Here is an 18,471-nt window from a genome sequence, read left to right as displayed (position 1 = left end):
GGGTCACCAGAGGTCGGCGCGGGGGTCCTCGACCGTCCAGTCGTCGCCGAGCTCGCGGCGCAGCAGCTCCAGTGCGGCTGTCACGTCCAGCCTGAACAGCTCCTGCTGCTCCTCGGACCACGGGGAGGGATCCGGCGGGTAGTCCCAGTCGAGGGACGTCTGGTAGACCTCGGTCAGTCTCGCCAGTTCGGCCCGCACGGCCGGGGAGATCGGCAGCCGTTCCAGCTCGCAGGGGTAGCCGTAGGGGCTGTCGTAGTCGGGAGCCTCGGGTGTGCGCGGCCACAGCGGCGTGCCGACGACCCCGTACTCGAGGAAGAACCGCAGGTGCTTGTGCATCCTGCACTTTTTCACGGCGGGCGCCGATGGTCTCGATCTTTACGGACCGGTACCCGGCGCCGGCCGCCGGCCGACCCGGGGCGAGGACCCCATGTCGTGGCTGTGGGCGGGCAGTTGTCGGAACGGTGCGTACCGGTGCGGCGGTCGGGGAAGTATTTCCGGCCGGTCGTACAGGTTCACATCAGGGGGATGCGATGGATGCGTCGGCTTTGGCGTCGTGGGTGACATCGGTGCTCACCGGGATCGCCGGCGGGGTGGGCAGCGGGCTGGGGACGGCCGCGGCGAACCAGGTGAACCGGGTGGTGCGGGAGCGGCTCGGCGCGGACGACGACGGCCGGCGGACGCTGGAGCGCTTCGACGGCGACCCGGCGGCGCCCGGGGCGGAGGAGGACCTGCGGGCCCGGTTGCTGGCGGTGATCGAGCTGGACCCGGACTTCGCAGCCCGTCTGCGGACCTCCCTGGGCCTGCCGCTCGCGCCGCCCGGCGGGGTCACCCAGCACGTTCACGTGGGCCGGGACGTGAAGCACGGTGTGATTGCGATCGGTCCGGTGAGCATCCGCAACACACCCGGCACGTTGGCAGCCCTGGTCGTCGCGCTGGTGATCGTGTTGGCCCTGGCGGCCAACGGCGCCGTCAACGTCTTCGAGGCCGACGACAGCCCGGGCGTCTCCGGCGTCCTCGGCAGCTCTGACAGCCCCGGCAGCCCTGACAGCCCCGGCAGCCCTGGCAGCCCCGGCAGCCCCGGCAGTTCCGACAGCTCCGGTGTCTCCGGTGGCGACGGGAGGACGGTGGTCAGGAACATGGCCCTCGTCAGGGCCATCGCGCCGGACCTGCGGGCCATGCCGTCCGGCTGGACCACCGAGACGGCCGTGGACGTGAGGGAGTGCCCGAACGACACGGTGGTGTGTGAGAAGGGCAGTCTCGTCTACGCGCAGGTCGGTTTCGCCGACTCCTCGGGCGACGTCCACGCCCAGTTCGAGTACGCCACCTTCGAGGGCGCCGACTGGGCGGCGAAGTCCTACCAGACGCTCATCGACAGGGCGAACTCGAAGGGCTCGGCCTGGGCCACGATGTCCCTGGCCTCGATCGGCGACAGCAGCGCCGCGTTCTCCAAACGCGAGTACACCGGCTCCCTGTACAAGTACAAGGCCTTGCTGGTCTTCCGGGTGGGCGCCGTCGGAGGCTCCGTCAGCCTCGACTCCGGCTCCAGGACGGCCGACCCCGACACCCTGCTGGCGTTCGGCCGTGCCCTCGCCGAGCGCATCCGCCAGGCCCAGAACGGCCGGACGCCGTCCGCCCGGGTCACCTCCCCGACCTGACCCCGCCGCCGCCGGTTAGGCTGCGGCGAAGGAGGCGATCATGGGAATCGAGCTCGAACTGCATTCCACCCGACCGGCGCGAAGCAACTGGGCCATGTCCAGGGCCTCGCTGCTGCAGGGCTCGTACGAGCACGGCGAGGCGTTGGCGCAGGTGCTGGCCACGCTCAAGGTGAACGGCCCCGGCAAGCTCTGGTGGGTGGATCCGTACGGCAACACGCAGTTCAACGAGCAGGAGGCGCAATCCGCGCTCGGCGAGATCGCCGCACTGCTGCAACAGTGCGCCGACCCGGCGCAGACAGCCGCCGTGACCGACCTCGCGGCGCTGCTGAAGTCCTGTGCGACGACGCCCGGAAGCTACCTGTGGTTCATCGGCGACTGACGTGCCCGCCCGGGTGCCCGCGCCGGTGGGTGGATTGCGGGCGCCTCCGTCGGCGGGGATCCTGAAGGAGCGTAGGCACATCACCGGCTTAACGAGCCTGCCCGGTGTTCCCGCTGAGCCCGACCCGGCGTTCGACACGTCTCCCGTCGGGAGGGTGGCGGTCGGCCCACAGGATGCCGAGGCACGGCGGATCAGGAGACCGTCATGCCTGCCCCCGACCTCTTGCGCGCCATGGGCCTGCCGGCGGACGGCGCGGCCCCGGCGGACGCCGGACCGGCTGCTGCGGGCGGCCCGCAACTCGACACGATCACTGTCGGCCGGGACCCTCTGGGGGTGGTCATGGCGCCCGACGGGCTCCGGGCCTACGTCGCCAACGCGGGATCCGACAGCGTATCGGTCATCGCGATCACCACTGCGGGACGGCTCAGCGCCACCGTCACCGTCGGCAGCGGGCCGCGGGGAGTGGCGGTGTCCCGGGACGGCAGCCGGGTCTACGTCGCCAACGGCGGGGAGGACACGGTCTCCGTCATCGACAGCGCATCGGGACGGCTGACGAACACCGTCACCGTCGGCAGCGGGCCGCGGGGGCTGGCGGTGTCCCGGGACGGCAGCCGGGTCTACGTCGCCAACGGCAGCGCGGACTTCGTGTCGGTGATCGACACCGCCACCTGCGTCGTGACGGGCACCGTACCGGTCGGAGGCAGCCCGGTCGGGCTGGCGACGAGCGGGGACGGGCGGCGCGTCTACGTGGCCGGTGCGGCTGCGGACTCGGTGACGGTGATCGACGCCGGGACCCTCCGGGTGACCGGCACCGTCACGATGAGCAGTGCCCCGAGGGGTGTGGCCGTGTCCCGGGACGGGCGGCGCCTCTACGTCACCCTCCCCGATCTGGACTCGGTCTCGGTGATCGACACCGACGCGCTCACCGTGGTCGGCGCGCCGCTCCCGGTGGGCGCCAACCCGGCAGGGCTGGCGGTCACCGCGGACCGCCTCTTCGTCGCCAACGCCGGATCGGCCAGCGTGTCGGTCGTCGACACCGCCACCGGCCAGCAGACCGGCGCCCCCGTGCCGGTCGGCCCCAACCCGGCGGGGCTGGCGGCCACCCCGGACGGCCGCCGCGTCTACGTCACCAACGCCGCCGGGAACACGGTGTCGGTGATCGACGCCGGGACACTCCACGTCGCGGACCCGATCCCGGTCGGCGCCGCCCCGGTCGCGGTGGCCGCGGCCCCCGACGGCCACGTGTACGTGGCCAACGGCGCCGACGGGACCCTCTCCGTCATCGACGACACCGCGACGCACCGGGTGGAGCGCACCGTCCCCGTCGGCCAGGAGCCGTTCGCCCTGGCTGTTGCCGCGGACGGCCGGACCGTCTACACGGCGGACGCGGCCGGGTCCACGGTTTCCGTCATCGAGACCGAAACCGGTCATGTGATCGACATCCTGGAGGTGGGACTCGATCCCCAAGGGGTCGCGGTCACGCCTGACGGCAGCCACGTCTTCACCGCCAACCACGGCGACGGGACCGTCACGGTGATCGACATGGTCAACGCCCGTGCCGCGTCCGTCGCCGTTCCGTCCGCCCCCTACGAGGTCGCGATCACCCCGGACGCCCGCCGGGCCTACGTCACCAACGGCGACTCGGTGTCCGTGCTCGCCGTCGGCTCGGGTCACCTCGTCCACACCATCGCCCTGAGCGCGGACAGCTTCGGAGTGGCGATCTCACCCGACGGCCGCCGCGCCTACGTCACCCACGTGGGCGCCGGCCTGGTCTCGGTGATCGACACCGACCTCGAGGACGTGGTCGGCACGCCGATCACCGTCGGCGAGCGCCCGTTCGGCGTGGCCGTCTCACCCGACAGCCGTCGCGTCTTCGTGGCCAACGCCGGCGGCAACTCCGTCTCGGTGATCGACGCCGCCACCGCACAGGTCATCGGTTCGCCGATCCCCACCGCCATCCTGCCCAGCCATGTCGCGGTCGCGGCGGACGGCCGTCGCGTCTACGTCACCCACGTCGCGCTGGGCAGTGTGTCGGTCATCGACACGACGCCGTGACCCAGGGGTCCGCTGCCGGGGCTCTGCCGAGGCCCTGGTGCGCGGGGTGGCGGCCGGACAGGCTAGTTTGCTCGGGTGAGTCTCCTTGATGATGTGGCCGAGCGCGACGGCTGGCGCTGCTGGGTGTGCGACGAACCGGTCGACCCCGACAAGTCGGTGAACGACCCGCGGGGGCCGAGCGTCGACAGCCGGACCGCCGACCGGAAGGCCAAGGTCGCCGAGCGGCTCGCGCACCGCGGGTGCAACACCCGCAAGGGCGCGGTCAAGGTGGTCATCGCCTGGCCGGACCGCCTGTACGTGGCCGAACCCGCGCCGCTGATCACCGTTGCCGGGAGGCTGGAGCGCAAGGGCGGCCGCGAGATGGTGGGCCGCTGCCCGACCAGGCAGGACGCCCAGGAGGCGGCGGACTGGCTGGTGGACCGGTTCTCCCGACTGGTACCGGGGCTGCCGGTGACCGCCGACATCGAGGCGGGCGGCGGCCAGTTCCTCGTCATCCTGGCCACCGGCCGCCGCTGACCGGGGACCACCACGGCGTCCGCCGCCTCACAGCAGGGTGAGGACGTCCTGGTGTGCCCCGTCGAGGACGAAGCCGTTGTCCAGCCGGACCCGGACCGTCACCCGCTTCCCCCGTTCCCGGTGCGCGGCCCACTCCGGCTCCAGCGCGGCGATCTGCGCCTCCAACCGCTCCCGGCTCGCCACCGGCATGGTGTGCCCGTAATCCTCGGACAGCGCCTTGAGCCGCCGGTACTCGCGGGCCTCCTCGCTCTCGGGCAGCTCCCCGTCCACCCGCTCGACGGTGCCCTCGATCCCGGCCCCCAGCGAGAGGAATCCGACGACGGCCCCGGGCTCCCCGGCGATCGCCTCGCCGAGCCCGAGATCCTCGGCCAGTCTGACGCGCCGGCCTTCCTCCAGGGTCATCCGTCCACTGCCTCTCCGTCGATCGCCGTCGCCGCCGGTCTGCGGCCCGGGCCATTATCCGCCCCCGGGGACCAGCGCCGGATCCGGCGCCGCCTCCGACGCCGGAAGCACTGCCCGCCAGGCACAAAAGAGCAGGTCAGAGCGGTTGTCAGTGTCCCACCATAGTGTGGAACCAACGTCGGAGGGGGCGCCGGAAAGGCGCCGAAAAGGGGGCAGCACGATGTCTGCGAACAGGATCAAGCACAAGGTCAACCACGTCTCGCTCGTGGTCGACAAGTCCGGTTCGATGCGCCAGCACGAGGCGCAGCTCATCCGCGTGGTGGACGAGTTCGTGAAGGGCCTTCAGGAGGAGTCCGACCGGCTCGGCCAGGAGACCCGCATCAGCCTCTACGCTTTCGACCACGAGGTGCAGAACCTCGTCTGGGATATGGACGTCAAGCACCTGCCGTCCCTGCAGGGCCTCTACAAGGTCGCCAACGGTGCGACGGCGCTGATCGAGGCGGCCGTGAAGTCCGTGGACGACCTGAAGAACATCTGGGAGGGGTACGGGGAGCACTCCTTCCTCCAGGTCGTCGTCACCGACGGCGAGGAGAACGCCTCCGGCTTCTCGCAGACCGGCCGGATGCACACCCGGATGACCGGCGGCAAGGGCACCGCCGTCCTGCGCACGTGGATGGACCGCATCAAGAGCGCCATGGACGGCCTCCCCGACCACTGGACCTCGGCCATCCTGGTCCCGAACTCCCTGGCCAAGCGCACCGCCCAGGAGTACGGCTTCCCCGCGGGCAACATCGCGATCTGGGACGCGGACTCCAGCAAGGGCGTCGAGGAGGCCATCGGCACCGTCAAGACGGCCGCCACGAGCTTCCTGCGAGGCCGCGAACAAGGCGTGCGCGGCACCCGGAACCTGTTCGCCATGGGCCAGGACCTGAGCACGTCCGAGGTGAAGGCCAACCTCGACGCCCTGGACACCGGCACGTACATCCTGATCCCGGTCGACGAGCAGACGCCGATCCGCGACTTCGTCACCAGCGCCGGACACCCGTACAAGTCCGGCTGCGCCTTCTACGAGCTGTCCAAGCGCGAGAAGATCCAGGGCGGCAAGCAGCTCGCCGTGGCGGAGAAGGACCCGGCCACCGGCCGGATGACGGGCAGGGTGTTCTCCGGCCCGGCAGCCCGTCAACTCCTGGGCCTGCCGGGGTCGGAGGCCACGGTGAAGCCGGGCGACAACCCCTCGTACACCGTGTTCGTCCAGTCGACCTCCGTCAACCGGAAGCTGGTGTCGGGCACCAAGCTCCTCGTCCTCCTGTAGAGGGAACCCCGGCCCGGTCGGACCCGGTCGGACCCGGCGATGCAGCGGTGATGAACTGATCGTTTGAGATATCCATCGCACTCAGTAGCATCACGCGCATGACCAACAGCCTCATCATCGTTGCCAGGTCCAACTTCCCGCTCGGCCAGCTCGCGCTGGCGGCGGAGGTTACGGGGGAAGAGTACGAATTCGGCCTGGGGTGGCGGATGTTCGTGACGGAGAGCGACATCCCGGGGAGTCTCCCCGAGATCGCGAAAGCAGCGTTCAAGGAGACCAAGTACCCGGCGGTCGTGGGCTTCGCCAACAGCGACCCGGGGTACCTGGGCATCGTGTTCTGCGAGAAGGGCAAGACCGACCTGACCTTCGTCACAGGGGTGGACGAGGCCAAGGCCGACGGGTTCGTGGCGCCCAAGTTCAAGCACCACCCGATGTCCGCGATCGGGTCCGCTGCCAGCTGGTCCAAGAAGGCCGTGCTGAACAGCAGTTACGACGCCCTGAAAGCCGCGGCCAACCGCTCCGGCGGTCCCGGCGCGCCCGGCATGGACCTGCTGCTCACCTGGCTGGTGGGCCTGGGCATACCGGGCTGCGCGGACGTCGACCCGTACTGGAACGAGATCGGCGATGCCGCGATCGCGCAGCGGCAGGCGTTCTGGCGGCCGGGCGTGGAGGTCGAGATCAACCTCTGACCGGGGCCGCAGGCCAGACCGTCAGGGCACGCCCTGGGAACGGGCGTCGTCGCGCAGCAGCCGGCCGGCTGCTGCGCGAGCCGGAACCCGTGGCCGTCGGGAAGGTGCAGCTCTCCGCACCCTCCCGGCGGCCACGGGTTCAGCAGGTGCCCGCTCCGGGCGGATCGGCCGAGTCACCGGGCAGCGCCACGTCCGAATCCGGCGTCCGGCGCGTCCGGCGTACCTCGCGGGCGAAGATGATGGTCGTGTCGTGGCCGCCTCCCGTGCCAGGCGGGGTACGGCTGCCGATCCGCTCGAACCGGCACTTCTCGGCAACCCTCAACGAGGCCGTATTGGCCTCGTTGGCCTCAAGCAGGAGCCGGGTCAGCCCAAGGTCGCGCAGGGCCCATTCCGCAAGCAGCCGGACGGCCCGCGGGGCGATGCCATGGCCGCGGCCGGCGGGGAACACGCTGTAGGCGACGGTCGCGACATCGTCGTCCCGGAACTGCAGGTTGACGATCCCGACGGGCTCGTCCGTCACCGCGTCCGCAATCACCAGCGGAGCCGCCCGCCCGCTCCGCCATGCCTCCTCGACCCGGGCCATGCTCGTGCTGCGGGCCTCTTCGTCCATCGGTGTGTCGTCGAGCCAACGACGGGTCTCGGGATCATGGCTCGCCGCCGCGATGGCACCCAGATCGGACACGCGTCGGAGCCGCAGGACGACAACTCCGTCCGAGAGCGGCGCAGATGGCGGCCTGATCGGTGTGGAACGCACCATGAGCCGATCCTAGGGGGCGGGTGCGAGACTCCGTGCAGGTGATCGCCCGTGGACGGGCCCGCACACGGTAGCCCCGTTGCCGCCGCGCCCCCCTCTGTCCGGCTGGCAAGCGCCGTCCCCGCGGTCCGGTGATCTTTCACGCGGCGCCGTGCAACCCTTGCGGCCGAGCGGCGGTGAGTAGGGCAGAGCGACGGTCCGACCGGGTCGTCGCGCGGAGGCGAAGAGGAATTGGATGACCGCGAGCGTATTGCACATCCCGGTGGAGGACCGGCCGCTGCCCGTCACGGCACCGGCTGCCGCAGGCGGCCCCGGCCTGCGTGAGCTCGGCTTCGAGGGGTTCGCCGCCGCGCGCTGGCAGCGGCTGGTGCGCACGGCCTACCTGCTCACAGGCGACTACCACGAGGCCGAGGACGTGGTGCAGGCGACCTTCGCGAAGGTCTTCAGGAACTGGTCCCGGATCAGCCGTCTGGACGAGCCGGACGCCTACATTCACCGGGCCCTGGTGAACAACAACCTGAGCCGTCATCGGCGGCGCCGGGTCAGGCAGCTGCTCGTGCCCGTCCTTCCCGACCGGGCGCACACCGCGGGCGGCGGCCACCACGACGTCGAGGAGCGCTCGGTGCTGCTCCAGGCACTGGCCGAGCTGCCGCCGCGCCAGCGGGCCGTGGTCGTCCTGCGCTACTGGGAGGACATGAGCGAGTGCCAGGTCGCCGAGGTGCTCGGCTGCTCGCAGGGCAACGTGAAGAGCCAGGCCAGCCGGGGCCTGGCGAAACTGCGCGGCCACCCGGCGCTGGTCTCGTACGCGGCGGACAACGGTTCAACGATCGACGGCACGAACGGAGGCAACAGGTGATGGACACCGAGGACATGGTGCGCGGCGCTCTGCGGGACGAGGCGGCCCGGGTCGCGGTGGCCGACTGGTCGGTCGCGCCCGTGCAGGTCCAGGTGCGCCGGCAGCGGCGGGGGCGCCGGGTGGCGCTGGGCGCGTCGGCCGTGGCGGCCGCGCTCGCGGTGGTGGCCGGTACGGGGGCGGTGCTGTCCGCGCAGCACGGGTCCCGGGCCGTCGGGCCGGCCTCGCAGGCCCTGCGGGTACCGGAGGGGCCGGCTCCCGAGGCCTCGGTGGTGGAACCCGGCCGGCAGCTGCCGCTGGGCCGCCAGGGCTGGTGGATGCAGCTGAAGGAGCAGGAGATCTGCATCCACGACGCTTCCGTCTACGGCAGCGGTCCGGGCTGCAGCGGGTACTCCTGGGCGGCGGGCGGGACCGAGATCACCATGCAGTACTACGGGAACTCGCCGCAGTACCACGAGGGCCTGTACAACCTCGTCTACCACGGGCCCGGGCAGGTGGCCCGGATGGCCATCGAGGTGGACGGCCAGGCGTACTGGGCCACCGTCGCCTCGCTCCCCGGCAGCCCGGGCTACGCCGCCGGTTATGTCTGGGGGCCCGGCCGCAAGACGCCCGACGACCTGAAGGAGTACCCGCTCGAGGGCATCAGGCTCGCCGCGTACGACGCCCAGGGGAACGTACTGGCGAGCAAGACGCTGGTGCCCTGAGTCCGGCGGGGACGGGGTCCGTCGTCCCTGGGCCGTGTCTCTGCCGGGTGGGCGCTGTCGGGTAGGTGCTGTCGGGTAGGCGCTGCCTGGTGTCACCAGCGGGCGACGAGGGTCTCCTGTGTGCCGCGGTTGCGGTACAGCCAGGTGGTTCCCGGCGCGGCGTCCCCGCTCAGGTAGCCGAGGATCGGGTCCCGCTGCGTCGCGCTGTCCAACTCGCCGAGCAGCTCCAGGGCTTCGGACAGGGGGAAGAAGGCGGCCTGCTCGATGTCGCTGTCCTGCGGCACGACGGTCCCCGACCAGTCGTCGATCTCGAACGCGACGGCCACCGCCGAGGGGTGCCGCTCGGAGTCGACGTGCAGGAGGAACGCGGTACGCACCGGGTCGCCCACCAGCAGCCCGGTCTCCTCCCGGAGTTCGCGCCGCAGCGCTTCGTGCATGAGCTCCCCGTCCTCGACCCCGCCGCCGGGCAGGGACCAGAGAAGCCGGCCGTCGGCCCCGAGACCCTCCCGGACGAGCAGGATCTCGTCGCTCCTGCGGACGATGCCGATGACCAGCTGCACCCGGGGTGCCGGGATCTTCGAAGTGTCTACCGTCATGCTGCCGACCGTACGTGACGCCCGCTTCGCCGATGTCCGGGGACCGGCTTCGGCCCCGGACACCGGCGGCTCCGGACGCGGTGCTCCGGGCGTCGAGGTCCGGGCGTCGAGGTCCGGGCGTCGAGTCCCGGGCGCCGAGGTCCGGTGACGCCGCGGCGGCGCGGCGGGGTGCCGTCAGGACTTCAGCCCCGACGGCACCCCGCCCGGGTCGGTGCCCTTGCCGTCGAAGGGCCTGCCGTCGGACTTGCCGGTCTCTCCGTCCTGGACCTGGTCGGTGTAGGCCAGGGCGCCGCCGTCCTTCTTGATCACCACCATGTCGCCGCGCAGGACGGCCTCCTCCACCAGGCGCTCCAGTTCCTCGTCCGAGGCGTTCGGATTCGCCACGGCGATCCGGCGGCCCACCTCGTTGTTGTAGAGGTCCATGGATTCCCGGTCGCCCGGATTGCCCGGCATCTGCTCGTGCGCGCTCGCGTAGCGACTCGCCCAGTCCTCGCCGAAGTGGCTCGTCATCAGCGCGTTCCAGTAGGCATGCCGGAAGGCGTCCCGGTGGCTGTCGTTGTCCCCTTTTTTATCGTCGTCCGTTTTGACCGTGGAGAACTTCGAATCCGAGACGTCGTACGCGTGGTTCGTGAGCTTCATGAAGCGAAACTTTGCGGGGATCGTGAGCCCGTTCAGCATGAGTGCCTCGGACATGCTGATCGTCGTCCGGTCGGTCCTGGTGAGAAAGGCGGTGACCGGGTCGGGGTACTTCACCGTGCCGTGCGGATCGTCCATGACCTGGTAGGCGGCCAGGATGGTGGCCGGGTCCCTCCGGCGGCCCTCGTGGGCCGTGGGGTTGAAGGCGTCCTCGTGGATTCCCAGGTCGTCGGTGATGTCCCGGAACGCCTCCTGGTCCGCCGTGGTGGCCCGCTGAAGGGCGTCGTGGATCCGCGCGTGCACCTCGACGGCCCGCTGCTGGAGGTCGCCGGACCGGGTGTCCGGGTCGTTGCGCAGGGACTCCGGCCAGCTGACACCGCCGTCGGAGGAGACGTTCAGGCCCAGCCGGGCGGCGTCGTCCAGGGCCTGGGCCAGCGCGCGCTGCGCGGCCTCGAACTCGTCCGCGGCGGTGGTCAGTGCGGCGCCGAGCGCCGCCGCCTCCTGCCGGGCCGCGTCCAACTGCCGCTGGTCGTCGGCCATCGCAGTCCGCGCGGCATCGGCCGCCGGCCCTGCCCAGCCGCTGCGGGCCGTCGCGTCGGCGACCTCGGTGCGGAAGCGGCCGGCCAGCAGGGCGAGGAAGCGGGACTCGGTCACCCAGCCCTGCCCAGCCGACCGCAGCGGGCCGATCTTGGCGTCACGGACCTGCTCGACGGTCAGCACCGCGCTCACCGCCCCTCGAAGGCGGACTGGTTGGCGGCCTCGGTCGAGCGGTACTGCCGGGCGGTGGTCTCCAGGTTTCCGCCGGTGCGGCCGAGCCGCTCCGCGAGGGCGTCCGACTGCTTCTCCCACGTCTGCGCAAGCCGGGTCAGCGCGGAGGCGGTCTGCCAGCCCGGCAGACCGGTGGCGGCGGCGTTGGCCGCGGTCTCCAGCGTCCCCGCCGTCTTCAGCACGATCTGCCGGAAGTCCAGTGCGGTCTTGCCCGCCCCCGCCAGTGCCTGCGGATCGGCTTGCACGGTGCCGCCGTTCGCTTGCACGGTGCTGCCGTTCACTTGCTCGGTGCCGGCGTTCGCTTGCCCCGTGCTGCCGTTCAGATCGGTCTGGTCCACGATTACTCCTCGTGCCGAGTCGCTCTGCGGAGGGTGCGCCGGGGGAGACGCCGGGCGGAGGGCTTCGGTTCCGCCTGCCACCCACGGTGACCACCGTGCGAGCAGGTCGGAGATTTGCGGCTTATCGTCGCATTCATGAGCAATGACCTTCCCGGGAGGTTTCGGCCCTCTCCGCCCGGCCCCGACGGCGTCCGGTGACCGCCGACGCCCTGGTGGTCTTCGGCATCACCGGTGACCTGGCCCGCAAGATGACCTTCCGGGCGCTCTACGGGCTGGAGGCGGCCGGACTCCTGCACTGCCCGATCATCGGAGTCGCGCTCGACGACTGGTCGCAGGACCACCTGGTGGCGGCCATGCGCGCGGCGCTGGACGCCGGCGGGGAGTCCGTGGAGGCGGCGGCGTTCGAGCGGCTGGCCCGGCGGCTGTCCTACCTGCGGGGCGACTTCACGGACCCGGCCACCTACCGGGCGCTGGCGGGCCGGCTGGAGGGCTCCGAGCGGCCGCTGTTCTACCTGGAGATCCCGCCGTCGCTGTTCGCCCCGGTCGTGGACGCCCTGGCCGCGGCGAACCTCACCGCGCGCGCCACCGTGATGCTGGAGAAGCCGTTCGGCCACGACCTGGCGTCCGCCCGGGCGCTCAACGCACGGCTCCACCGGGTGCTCACCGAGGACCGGATCCTGCGGATCGACCACTTCCTCGGCAAGCAGCCCGTGCTGGACATCCAGTTCCTGCGCTTCGCCAACGCCCTGCTGGAGCCGGTCTGGAACCGCGACCACGTGGCCGCGGTGCAGATCACCATGGCCGAGGACTTCGGCGTCGAGGACCGGGGGGCCTTCTACGACCCGGTGGGGGCGCTGCGCGACGTGGTGCAGAACCACCTCCTTCAGGTGCTCGCCCTGATGGCGATGGAGGCGCCGGTCGGCCCCGGGGCCGACGCGCTGTGGGACCGGAGGGCCGATGTCTTCCGGGCCGTGGCCGACGTCGACCCGGCGCACTGCCTGCGCGGCCAGTACGAGGGGTACCTGGACGTGGCCGGGGTGCGGCCGGGGTCGGAGACCGAGACGTACGTCGAACTCGGGCTGGAGGTGGACAACTGGCGCTGGAGCGGGGTGCCGTTCTTCATCCGGGCGGGCAAGGCGCTGGCCGTCCGGGCCACCGAGGTGCGCGTGGTCTTCAAGCGCCCGCCCCGGCTGGCCTTCCTGGAGCAGCCCGAGCACCCCGCCCCCAACGAGCTGGTGCTGCGGATCGACCCGGACCCGGGCCTGCGGCTCGGCATGCTCTCCAAGCAGGCGTCCGGGCACTCGGCCAGGCCGGTCCACCTGGGCCTTTCCTTCGCCGCCGAGCTCGGCAAGCCCCCCGAGCCCTACGAGCGGCTGCTCAACGACGCACTGACCGGTGACCGGTCGCTGTTCACCCGGCAGGACGTGGTGGAGGAGACCTGGCGGGTCGTCCAGCCGCTGGTGGAGCACCCGCCCGCGCCGGTGTCCTACCGGCGCGGTTCCTGGGGGCCCACCCCGGGGCTGGGCCGCACCACCTGGCAGCCGCCCTGGCTATCGAGCCCTCACGACAGGAGCGCCGAGCAGGGCGACCCGTGACCGGCGCGGCTCGTGGGGACCGCCCTCAGCCGGACGCGGCTCGCAGGGGCGGCACCCGGCCGGACGCGGCTCGCAGGGGCCGCCCTTCAGCCGGACGGGCGCACCGCCGTCGACGGCTGAGCGATGAGTTCGCCGGCCCCGGGGTCTTGATACCCGGCAGGACAACCGACTCGCCGGGAGCACGCCATGGGCCTCGTCCACATCGAGCTGTTCACCACCCTCGACCTCGTCGGGCAGGCGCCCGGCGGCCCCGACGAGGATCCGGAGGGCTCGCCAGCCCGCGGGGCACGGTCCTCCTGCGCTACGGGCTGGCCGGGGGCATCCCCGCCACCGGGGACATGAGCGCCCCCCGCAGCGCTGCGGGGGGCGAGGGCTGAGACCCCGCACACCCCACTGCCCGGGCCCCCCGCAGAGAGCGGAGGGCCCGGGCAGTGGGGTGTGCGGTCGGTCCCGGTCAGCTCCGGGTGGCCACGAGCTGGCTGGAGCCGTCCGGCAGGCCGGCGATCGCGGCGCGCTGGGCCGGGAAGGTGCTCGCGCCGTACGGCCCCTGGAGCGTGCCGAAGCCGGACCAGCTGCCGCCCGCGAAGCGGGTCTCGTGGTGGACGTTGCCGTCACCGCCGACCACCGCCACCTGGGACGAACCGTCCGGCAGACCGGCGATGGCCACCGTCCGCGCCGCCATGGTCGGGGTGCCGATGCCGGGCAGGGCGGCGAAACCGCTCCAGCTGCCGCCCGCGAAGCGGGTCTGGTGGTAGACGTTGCCGTCGTTGCCGATCGCCAGTACCTGCGAGGAGCCGTCGGGCAGGCCCGCGATGGCCACCCGGCCGGCGGCCATGGTCGGGGTGCCGATGCCGGGGAGGGCGGCGAAGCCGGACCAGCTGCCGCCTGCGAAGCGGGTCTGGTGGTAGACGTTGCCGTCGTTGCCGATCGCCAGCACCTGGGTGGACCCGTCGGGCAGGCCCGCGATGGCGACGTCCGCGGCCGCCATGGTCGGGGTGCCGATCCCGGGGAGGGCGGCGAAGCCGGACCAGCTGCCGCCTGCGAAGCGGGTCTGGTGGTAGACGTTGCCGTCGTTGCCGATCGCCAGCACCTGCGAGGAGCCGTCCGGCAGACCCGCGATGCCGGCCCGGCCGGCCGCCATGGTCGGGGTGCCGATGCCCGGCAGCGGGGCGAAGCCGGACCAGGTGCCGTTCGCGGCGCGGACCCCGTGGTAGAGCCGGCCGTCCAGGCCGATGCCCAGCTCCTGCGAGGAGCCTCCCGGCAGGCCGGCGATCGCCGCCTCCGAGCCGCGGAACACGCCCGACCCGCCCGTCAGCGGGTTGAAGCCGGGCCAGGAGCCCGAGCTCTGACGCACCCCGAGGAAGAACCCGGCGGACTGCGACGGCGGGGCGCTGGTGAGCTGGACGTCGAGGTAGTCCTGGTCGATCCCGATCGCGAAGCCGCCCCAGTTCTCCGCGTCCTTCGGCGAGGCGTACTGGTGGGCGCGCTGGTGGTTGGACCAGTAGCCGGCCGGTATCGCCGGGTCGTCGGTGTCCTCCCTGCCGTTCCAGTTGGCGCTGAAGACGGCGTCGGGCAGCGCGTAGGCGCTGTTTCCGGCGCCGGCGGCCAGGTCCTTCATCGCGGACGAGGAACTGCCGTAGACACCGGAGTTGTAGCCCCAGGCGTGCAGCTCGTTGGTCCAGGCGGTGAGGAAGGCGAGCACCGAGCCCGAGTACTGCGGGGCGTAGGCCTCCATGTCGTAGTAGAGGATCGCACCGGGGCCGAAGCCGAGGGCCCGGGCCTGGTTCACCGCGTCGTCGGCGGCGTCGGCCCCCTCGGTGGCGGGCGAGACGATCTTCGAGGCCTGCACGCCGACGTACAGCGGCATGAAGGCCCACCCGGCGGCCTGCTGCTGCTGGACCCAGGGGGCCGTCAGGTTCGGCTGGGCGCAGGCCCGCTTGGCGCCGCCGATGTAGATGCCCACCGCCCGGTACGGGGAGGCGGCCATCCACGCGTTCATCGCGGCGCCGGAGGGCGCCGTACAGGCGTCGAACCCCTTGCCGGTGTGGTTCGTCGCCGACGCGGGTATCAGGCCCGGCGCCGCGGCCGACGAGGCCGCGGCCTGGCCGGACAGCGGGGCCGCGGCGGCGGCGGAGCGCGGGGCGAGGGCCGTCCCGGACCCGGCGGGCGCCGGCTCCGGTCGGTGCGCCGGCGCGGGGGTGAGGCCGGCGCCGGTGATGATCCGCCGCACCAGCGACTGGTCCGTGTCGTACGTCCCGGTCACCGCGACGACGCCGTCGCCCGCCCGGAGCGTGTGCGCGACCGGGTTGGAGCCCTCCCGCTCCGGTGCGGCCGAGGCGGCGGGCTCGACCAGCAGCGCCTCCGTACGGCCGACCAACCGCGGTGGGCAGACCTGCTGTTCGCCCGGGTGCCCGAGGTACAGCGCGTGCTGGTCGAAGCGGACACAGGCCTGCGGGTCAGCGGCCAGATCCACCACCGGCCAGCTCGCGGGCACCTGGAAGACACGGCCCTGGTACGTCACCGCCTTGGTGTCCGGACCTCCGGCGGGTGCGGCTTCGGCGGAACCGACGGCCTGCGCCGCCACGAACACGGCCGCCGCGACGGCCGCGGCACTCCGGAGCGCTGTCATACGGGACTTCACCCAGATCTCTCCTGACACGACGGAAGGCCGCGCGCCGAGAAGCCGGCCGCGCGGCGTCGTCGGCCACGATATCCACGCCCGCGCCGGCCGCCCGACGCGGGGCCCGCCCCGGCCGTCCGCACCCGTACTCCCACCCCCACCCGGCACGGCCCGCCCCGCGCTCCCGGCTGCCCCGGCAGGCTCGGGACACCCGGCCAGGACCTGACGCGGCCACACATGCGCCCGCCCGTAAGGCAGTCGGCACCCGCAGCCGGCCGGACAGCAGCAGCCACCCGGGTCGGGGGACTGCAAGGCCGGGCGGCCTGCAAGCGTCGGACAAGGAGCCCAGCCCGGTGGGGGAGCGGCCGCGGGACCGAGGTCGACTTTTTTCTCTCCTCGACCACTCGGTCCCCGGCGGCCGAGGGCACCTCTCCTACGATCCGAGGGATGTACCACCTGCGGCGCGGATACGGCGGCCTGCTGTCGAAGTCGGCCGCGCTCGGTGCCGACCTGACGATCGACCAGGAGCAGCCGTGACCCTCACCGTGCCGTGGAGCCCGAACGCGCTCGCCGACCTGCGCGAGTGCCTGGACCTGATGACCGCCGACGGCACCGTCCCCGGCGGCGTCATCGCCCACGGCACCGTCGACACCGAGCCCGGATACCTGGCCTCCGGCGTCGTCGCCCCCGAGTGCGGCGGCGCCCGGCCGGGGCCGGACACGGTGTACGACGTGGCGTCGCTGACCAAGGTCCTGGCCACCTGGTCGCTGGTCGGCACCTCCCTCATGGATGGCTTCACACTGGACACCCCGATCCGCGAACTGCTGCCCGGTATCCCGGCCGAGGCGCCCGGCGGCCGGGTGACGGTCGGGCAGATCCTCGCCCACACCTCCGGCCTGCGGGCCGACACCCGACTCGACCGGTACCGGGGTCGCACCGAGCCACTGGCCGACCTGATCTGCGGTGAGGACCTGATCGCCGAACCCGGAGCCGGCCATCGGTACATCAACCGCGGTTTCATCCTCCTCGGCCTGGCCCTGGCCCACTACCGCTGCGGGCGCCTGGACGAGCTGGCGGCGGAGCTCTGGCAGGACCTCGGCATGACGAGCACGACCTACGGCCCGGTGCCCCGCTCCGCTCAGGTTGCCCCGACCGAGCAGCGGTTGACCGGTGGGCCCCGGCTGTGGGGGATGCCGCACGACGACAACGCCGCCCTGCTCGGCGGGGTCGCCGGCCATGCCGGGGTGTTCACCACCCCGGCCGATCTCGCCGCCTTTGCCACCCACCTGCTGGCCTCGCACGCCACCGGCGGCCCCCTGGGGCGCTGGCTCACCGCCAGCATGCAGCCGCAGGCCGAGATCGAGCCGGGCCTCGACCGCGGCCTGGCCTGGATCCTCGCCGACGACGGCCGGGTCGCCTACCACCACGGCTTCACCGGCACCAGCCTCTACCTCGCCCCGGCCACCGGCCGCTACCTGGCCATCTGCACCAACGCCGTCTACCACCACCAGGACAACCGCACCCGCCTGGCACCGCTGCGGGCCCTCGCGCTGAAGGCGATCACCGACGAAACCCGGGAGACCCGGCCGCGCTCGGCGCCACGCTCGCGTCCCTGACCCATGCGACTCGGCGGCCCCGCCGAGGATGTCCTGACGACCTCCGCCTCCGACGCCGGGCACCCGGCACCGGCGTGGTGGTGAACGCCCGAGATATCGCAGTCAAATCGCTTGTCAGGGGCTGGAGTTACCGAGGTCCGGGAAGGCCTCGCGCCTCCGGTTCCGGGGAGGCCCCGGTCAGGCCGGGATCAGTGCCTTGGAGCGGTCGGCGGCGATGTGTACGGCCAGCCCTGCCAGTACGGTGCCCATCAGGTACCGCTGGATCCGCAGCCAGGCGGGCCGCCGGCCGAGGAAGGCCGCGATCGTGCCGGCCGCCAGCATGACCGCGCAGTTGACGGTGATCCCGATCGTGACCTGCACGAGGCCCAGCAGGAAGCTCTGCGCGGCCACGTGCCCCCGGGCCGGGTCGATGAACTGGGGGAGCAGCGACACGTACAGGATGGCGATCTTGGGGTTGAGCAGGTTGGTGACCAGCCCCATCGTGAACAGCTGGCGCGGTCCGTCGGCGGCCAGTTCCCTGGGCGCGAAGGCCGAGGCGCCACCGGGCCGGACCGCCTGCCAGGCAAGGTAGAGCAGGTAGGCGGCTCCACCGAGCTTGAGGGCGGTGTAGAGGGCCGGCACCACGGCGAAGACCGTGGCCAGGCCGGCGGTGGCCACCCCGAGGTAGACCAGGAAGCCGACCGCGACCCCGGCCAACGAGATCAGCCCGGCGCGGCGGCCCTGGGTGATCGACCTCGAGGCCAGGTAGATCATGTTCGGGCCGGGGATGAGGGCCATGCCCAGTTCCATCGCGGCCACTCCGGCGACCGCGCCGAGGGAGACGAGCATTCGTACCTGCTTTCGAGTGGGGTGCCGACCCTATCGCGGGGAACCGGGGAAGATCACTCCGTGATCCATGGGTCGAACCGCCGCAAAAGGGGCAGGCGGCAGGCCTTCTGAGCGCCGGTCACGGGCCCGTGACCGGCGCGCCGTCCGCCGCCCGACCC

General features: G+C 72.4%; 18 protein-coding genes. 10 read left to right on the top strand and 8 right to left on the bottom strand.

Going from position 1 to position 18,471, the window contains the following annotated elements; translation table 11 throughout:
• Positions 1-3: 3 nt before the first annotated feature.
• Positions 4-336, bottom strand: coding sequence for a hypothetical protein (locus ACFVVX_RS33240; RefSeq protein ID WP_387951168.1), 333 nt, complete (start codon positions 334-336; stop codon positions 4-6).
• 194 nt (positions 337-530) lie between these two features.
• Here ACFVVX_RS33240 and ACFVVX_RS33235 point away from each other — a divergent pair, with 194 nt between their 5' ends.
• The 4 genes from ACFVVX_RS33235 (at position 531) to ACFVVX_RS33220 (ending at position 4,605) form a co-directional block, all read left to right on the top strand.
• Positions 531-1,655 (top strand): hypothetical protein, encoded by a 1,125-nt coding sequence (locus tag ACFVVX_RS33235; protein WP_387951166.1) that lies wholly within the window; start codon positions 531-533, stop codon positions 1,653-1,655.
• A 40-nt stretch (positions 1,656-1,695) separates the two neighbouring features.
• Positions 1,696-2,034 (top strand): hypothetical protein, encoded by a 339-nt coding sequence (locus ACFVVX_RS33230; protein ID WP_387951164.1) that lies wholly within the window; start codon positions 1,696-1,698, stop codon positions 2,032-2,034.
• A gap of 204 nt (positions 2,035-2,238) precedes the next feature.
• Positions 2,239-4,089 carry a beta-propeller fold lactonase family protein gene (locus tag ACFVVX_RS33225; RefSeq protein WP_387951162.1) on the top strand — a complete coding sequence of 617 codons (1,851 nt, stop codon included), beginning with the start codon at positions 2,239-2,241 and terminating at the stop codon, positions 4,087-4,089.
• 75 nt (positions 4,090-4,164) lie between these two features.
• On the top strand, positions 4,165-4,605 hold the full coding sequence (locus tag ACFVVX_RS33220) for a hypothetical protein (protein WP_387951161.1): 441 nt from the start codon (positions 4,165-4,167) through the stop codon (positions 4,603-4,605).
• Between the two features lie 27 nt (positions 4,606-4,632).
• Here the strand turns inward: ACFVVX_RS33220 and ACFVVX_RS33215 are convergent, their stop codons facing one another.
• Positions 4,633-5,007, bottom strand: coding sequence for a hypothetical protein (locus tag ACFVVX_RS33215; protein ID WP_387951159.1), 375 nt, complete (start codon positions 5,005-5,007; stop codon positions 4,633-4,635).
• A gap of 220 nt (positions 5,008-5,227) precedes the next feature.
• Here ACFVVX_RS33215 and ACFVVX_RS33210 point away from each other — a divergent pair, with 220 nt between their 5' ends.
• Both ACFVVX_RS33210 and ACFVVX_RS33205 read left to right on the top strand, forming a co-directional pair.
• Positions 5,228-6,319: a VWA domain-containing protein gene (locus ACFVVX_RS33210; protein ID WP_387951157.1), complete on the top strand. Its 1,092-nt coding sequence runs from the start codon at positions 5,228-5,230 to the stop codon at positions 6,317-6,319.
• A gap of 98 nt (positions 6,320-6,417) precedes the next feature.
• Entirely contained in the window at positions 6,418-7,005 is a 588-nt protein-coding gene (locus tag ACFVVX_RS33205; protein WP_387951156.1) for a hypothetical protein, read from the top strand.
• Positions 7,006-7,144: 139 nt separating this feature from the next.
• Here ACFVVX_RS33205 and ACFVVX_RS33200 read toward each other — a convergent pair whose 3' ends face one another.
• Positions 7,145-7,762, bottom strand: a complete 618-nt coding sequence (locus ACFVVX_RS33200; RefSeq protein ID WP_387951154.1) for a GNAT family N-acetyltransferase — start codon at positions 7,760-7,762, stop codon at positions 7,145-7,147.
• A gap of 232 nt (positions 7,763-7,994) precedes the next feature.
• Here ACFVVX_RS33200 and ACFVVX_RS33195 point away from each other — a divergent pair, with 232 nt between their 5' ends.
• Both ACFVVX_RS33195 and ACFVVX_RS33190 read left to right on the top strand, forming a co-directional pair.
• A complete protein-coding gene (locus ACFVVX_RS33195) occupies positions 7,995-8,615 on the top strand; it encodes a SigE family RNA polymerase sigma factor (protein ID WP_387951153.1) in 621 nt (206 codons plus the stop codon).
• Positions 8,615-9,316, top strand: a complete 702-nt coding sequence (locus ACFVVX_RS33190; RefSeq protein ID WP_387951151.1) for a hypothetical protein — start codon at positions 8,615-8,617, stop codon at positions 9,314-9,316. The genes ACFVVX_RS33195 and ACFVVX_RS33190 overlap by 1 nt, the downstream gene beginning before the upstream one ends.
• A 92-nt stretch (positions 9,317-9,408) precedes the next feature.
• On the opposite strand, the gene ACFVVX_RS33185 is transcribed toward ACFVVX_RS33190, so the two are convergent.
• From ACFVVX_RS33185 to ACFVVX_RS33175, 3 genes are all read right to left on the bottom strand, one after another.
• Positions 9,409-9,912, bottom strand: coding sequence for an NUDIX hydrolase (locus ACFVVX_RS33185; protein WP_387951149.1), 504 nt, complete (start codon positions 9,910-9,912; stop codon positions 9,409-9,411).
• Between the two features lie 174 nt (positions 9,913-10,086).
• The gene (locus ACFVVX_RS33180) at positions 10,087-11,277 is read right to left on the bottom strand and encodes a DUF6973 domain-containing protein (RefSeq protein ID WP_387951148.1); all 1,191 of its coding nucleotides are present in this window, start codon (positions 11,275-11,277) and stop codon (positions 10,087-10,089) included.
• Positions 11,274-11,654, bottom strand: a complete 381-nt coding sequence (locus tag ACFVVX_RS33175; RefSeq protein ID WP_387951147.1) for a hypothetical protein — start codon at positions 11,652-11,654, stop codon at positions 11,274-11,276. Before ACFVVX_RS33175 ends, ACFVVX_RS33180 begins: the two co-directional genes overlap by 4 nt.
• Positions 11,655-11,848: 194 nt before the next feature.
• On the opposite strand from ACFVVX_RS33175, the gene ACFVVX_RS33170 reads away from it, so the two are divergent.
• Positions 11,849-13,249 carry a glucose-6-phosphate dehydrogenase gene (locus tag ACFVVX_RS33170; protein ID WP_387951146.1) on the top strand — a complete coding sequence of 467 codons (1,401 nt, stop codon included), beginning with the start codon at positions 11,849-11,851 and terminating at the stop codon, positions 13,247-13,249.
• 454 nt (positions 13,250-13,703) lie between these two features.
• Here the strand turns inward: ACFVVX_RS33170 and ACFVVX_RS33165 are convergent, their stop codons facing one another.
• Entirely contained in the window at positions 13,704-15,878 is a 2,175-nt protein-coding gene (locus ACFVVX_RS33165) for a glycoside hydrolase domain-containing protein (protein ID WP_387951144.1), read from the bottom strand.
• A 524-nt stretch (positions 15,879-16,402) separates the two neighbouring features.
• On the opposite strand from ACFVVX_RS33165, the gene ACFVVX_RS33160 reads away from it, so the two are divergent.
• The gene (locus tag ACFVVX_RS33160) at positions 16,403-17,485 is read left to right on the top strand and encodes a serine hydrolase domain-containing protein (RefSeq protein WP_387951142.1); all 1,083 of its coding nucleotides are present in this window, start codon (positions 16,403-16,405) and stop codon (positions 17,483-17,485) included.
• Positions 17,486-17,662: 177 nt separating this feature from the next.
• On the opposite strand, the gene ACFVVX_RS33155 is transcribed toward ACFVVX_RS33160, so the two are convergent.
• The gene (locus ACFVVX_RS33155) at positions 17,663-18,313 is read right to left on the bottom strand and encodes a LysE family translocator (protein ID WP_387951140.1); all 651 of its coding nucleotides are present in this window, start codon (positions 18,311-18,313) and stop codon (positions 17,663-17,665) included.
• Positions 18,314-18,471: the final 158 nt, after the last annotated feature.

Source organism: Kitasatospora sp. NPDC058170, from assembly GCF_042883905.1.
Classification (GTDB): domain Bacteria; phylum Actinomycetota; class Actinomycetes; order Streptomycetales; family Streptomycetaceae; genus Kitasatospora.
This window is presented reverse-complemented; position numbering and strand designations above follow the sequence as displayed.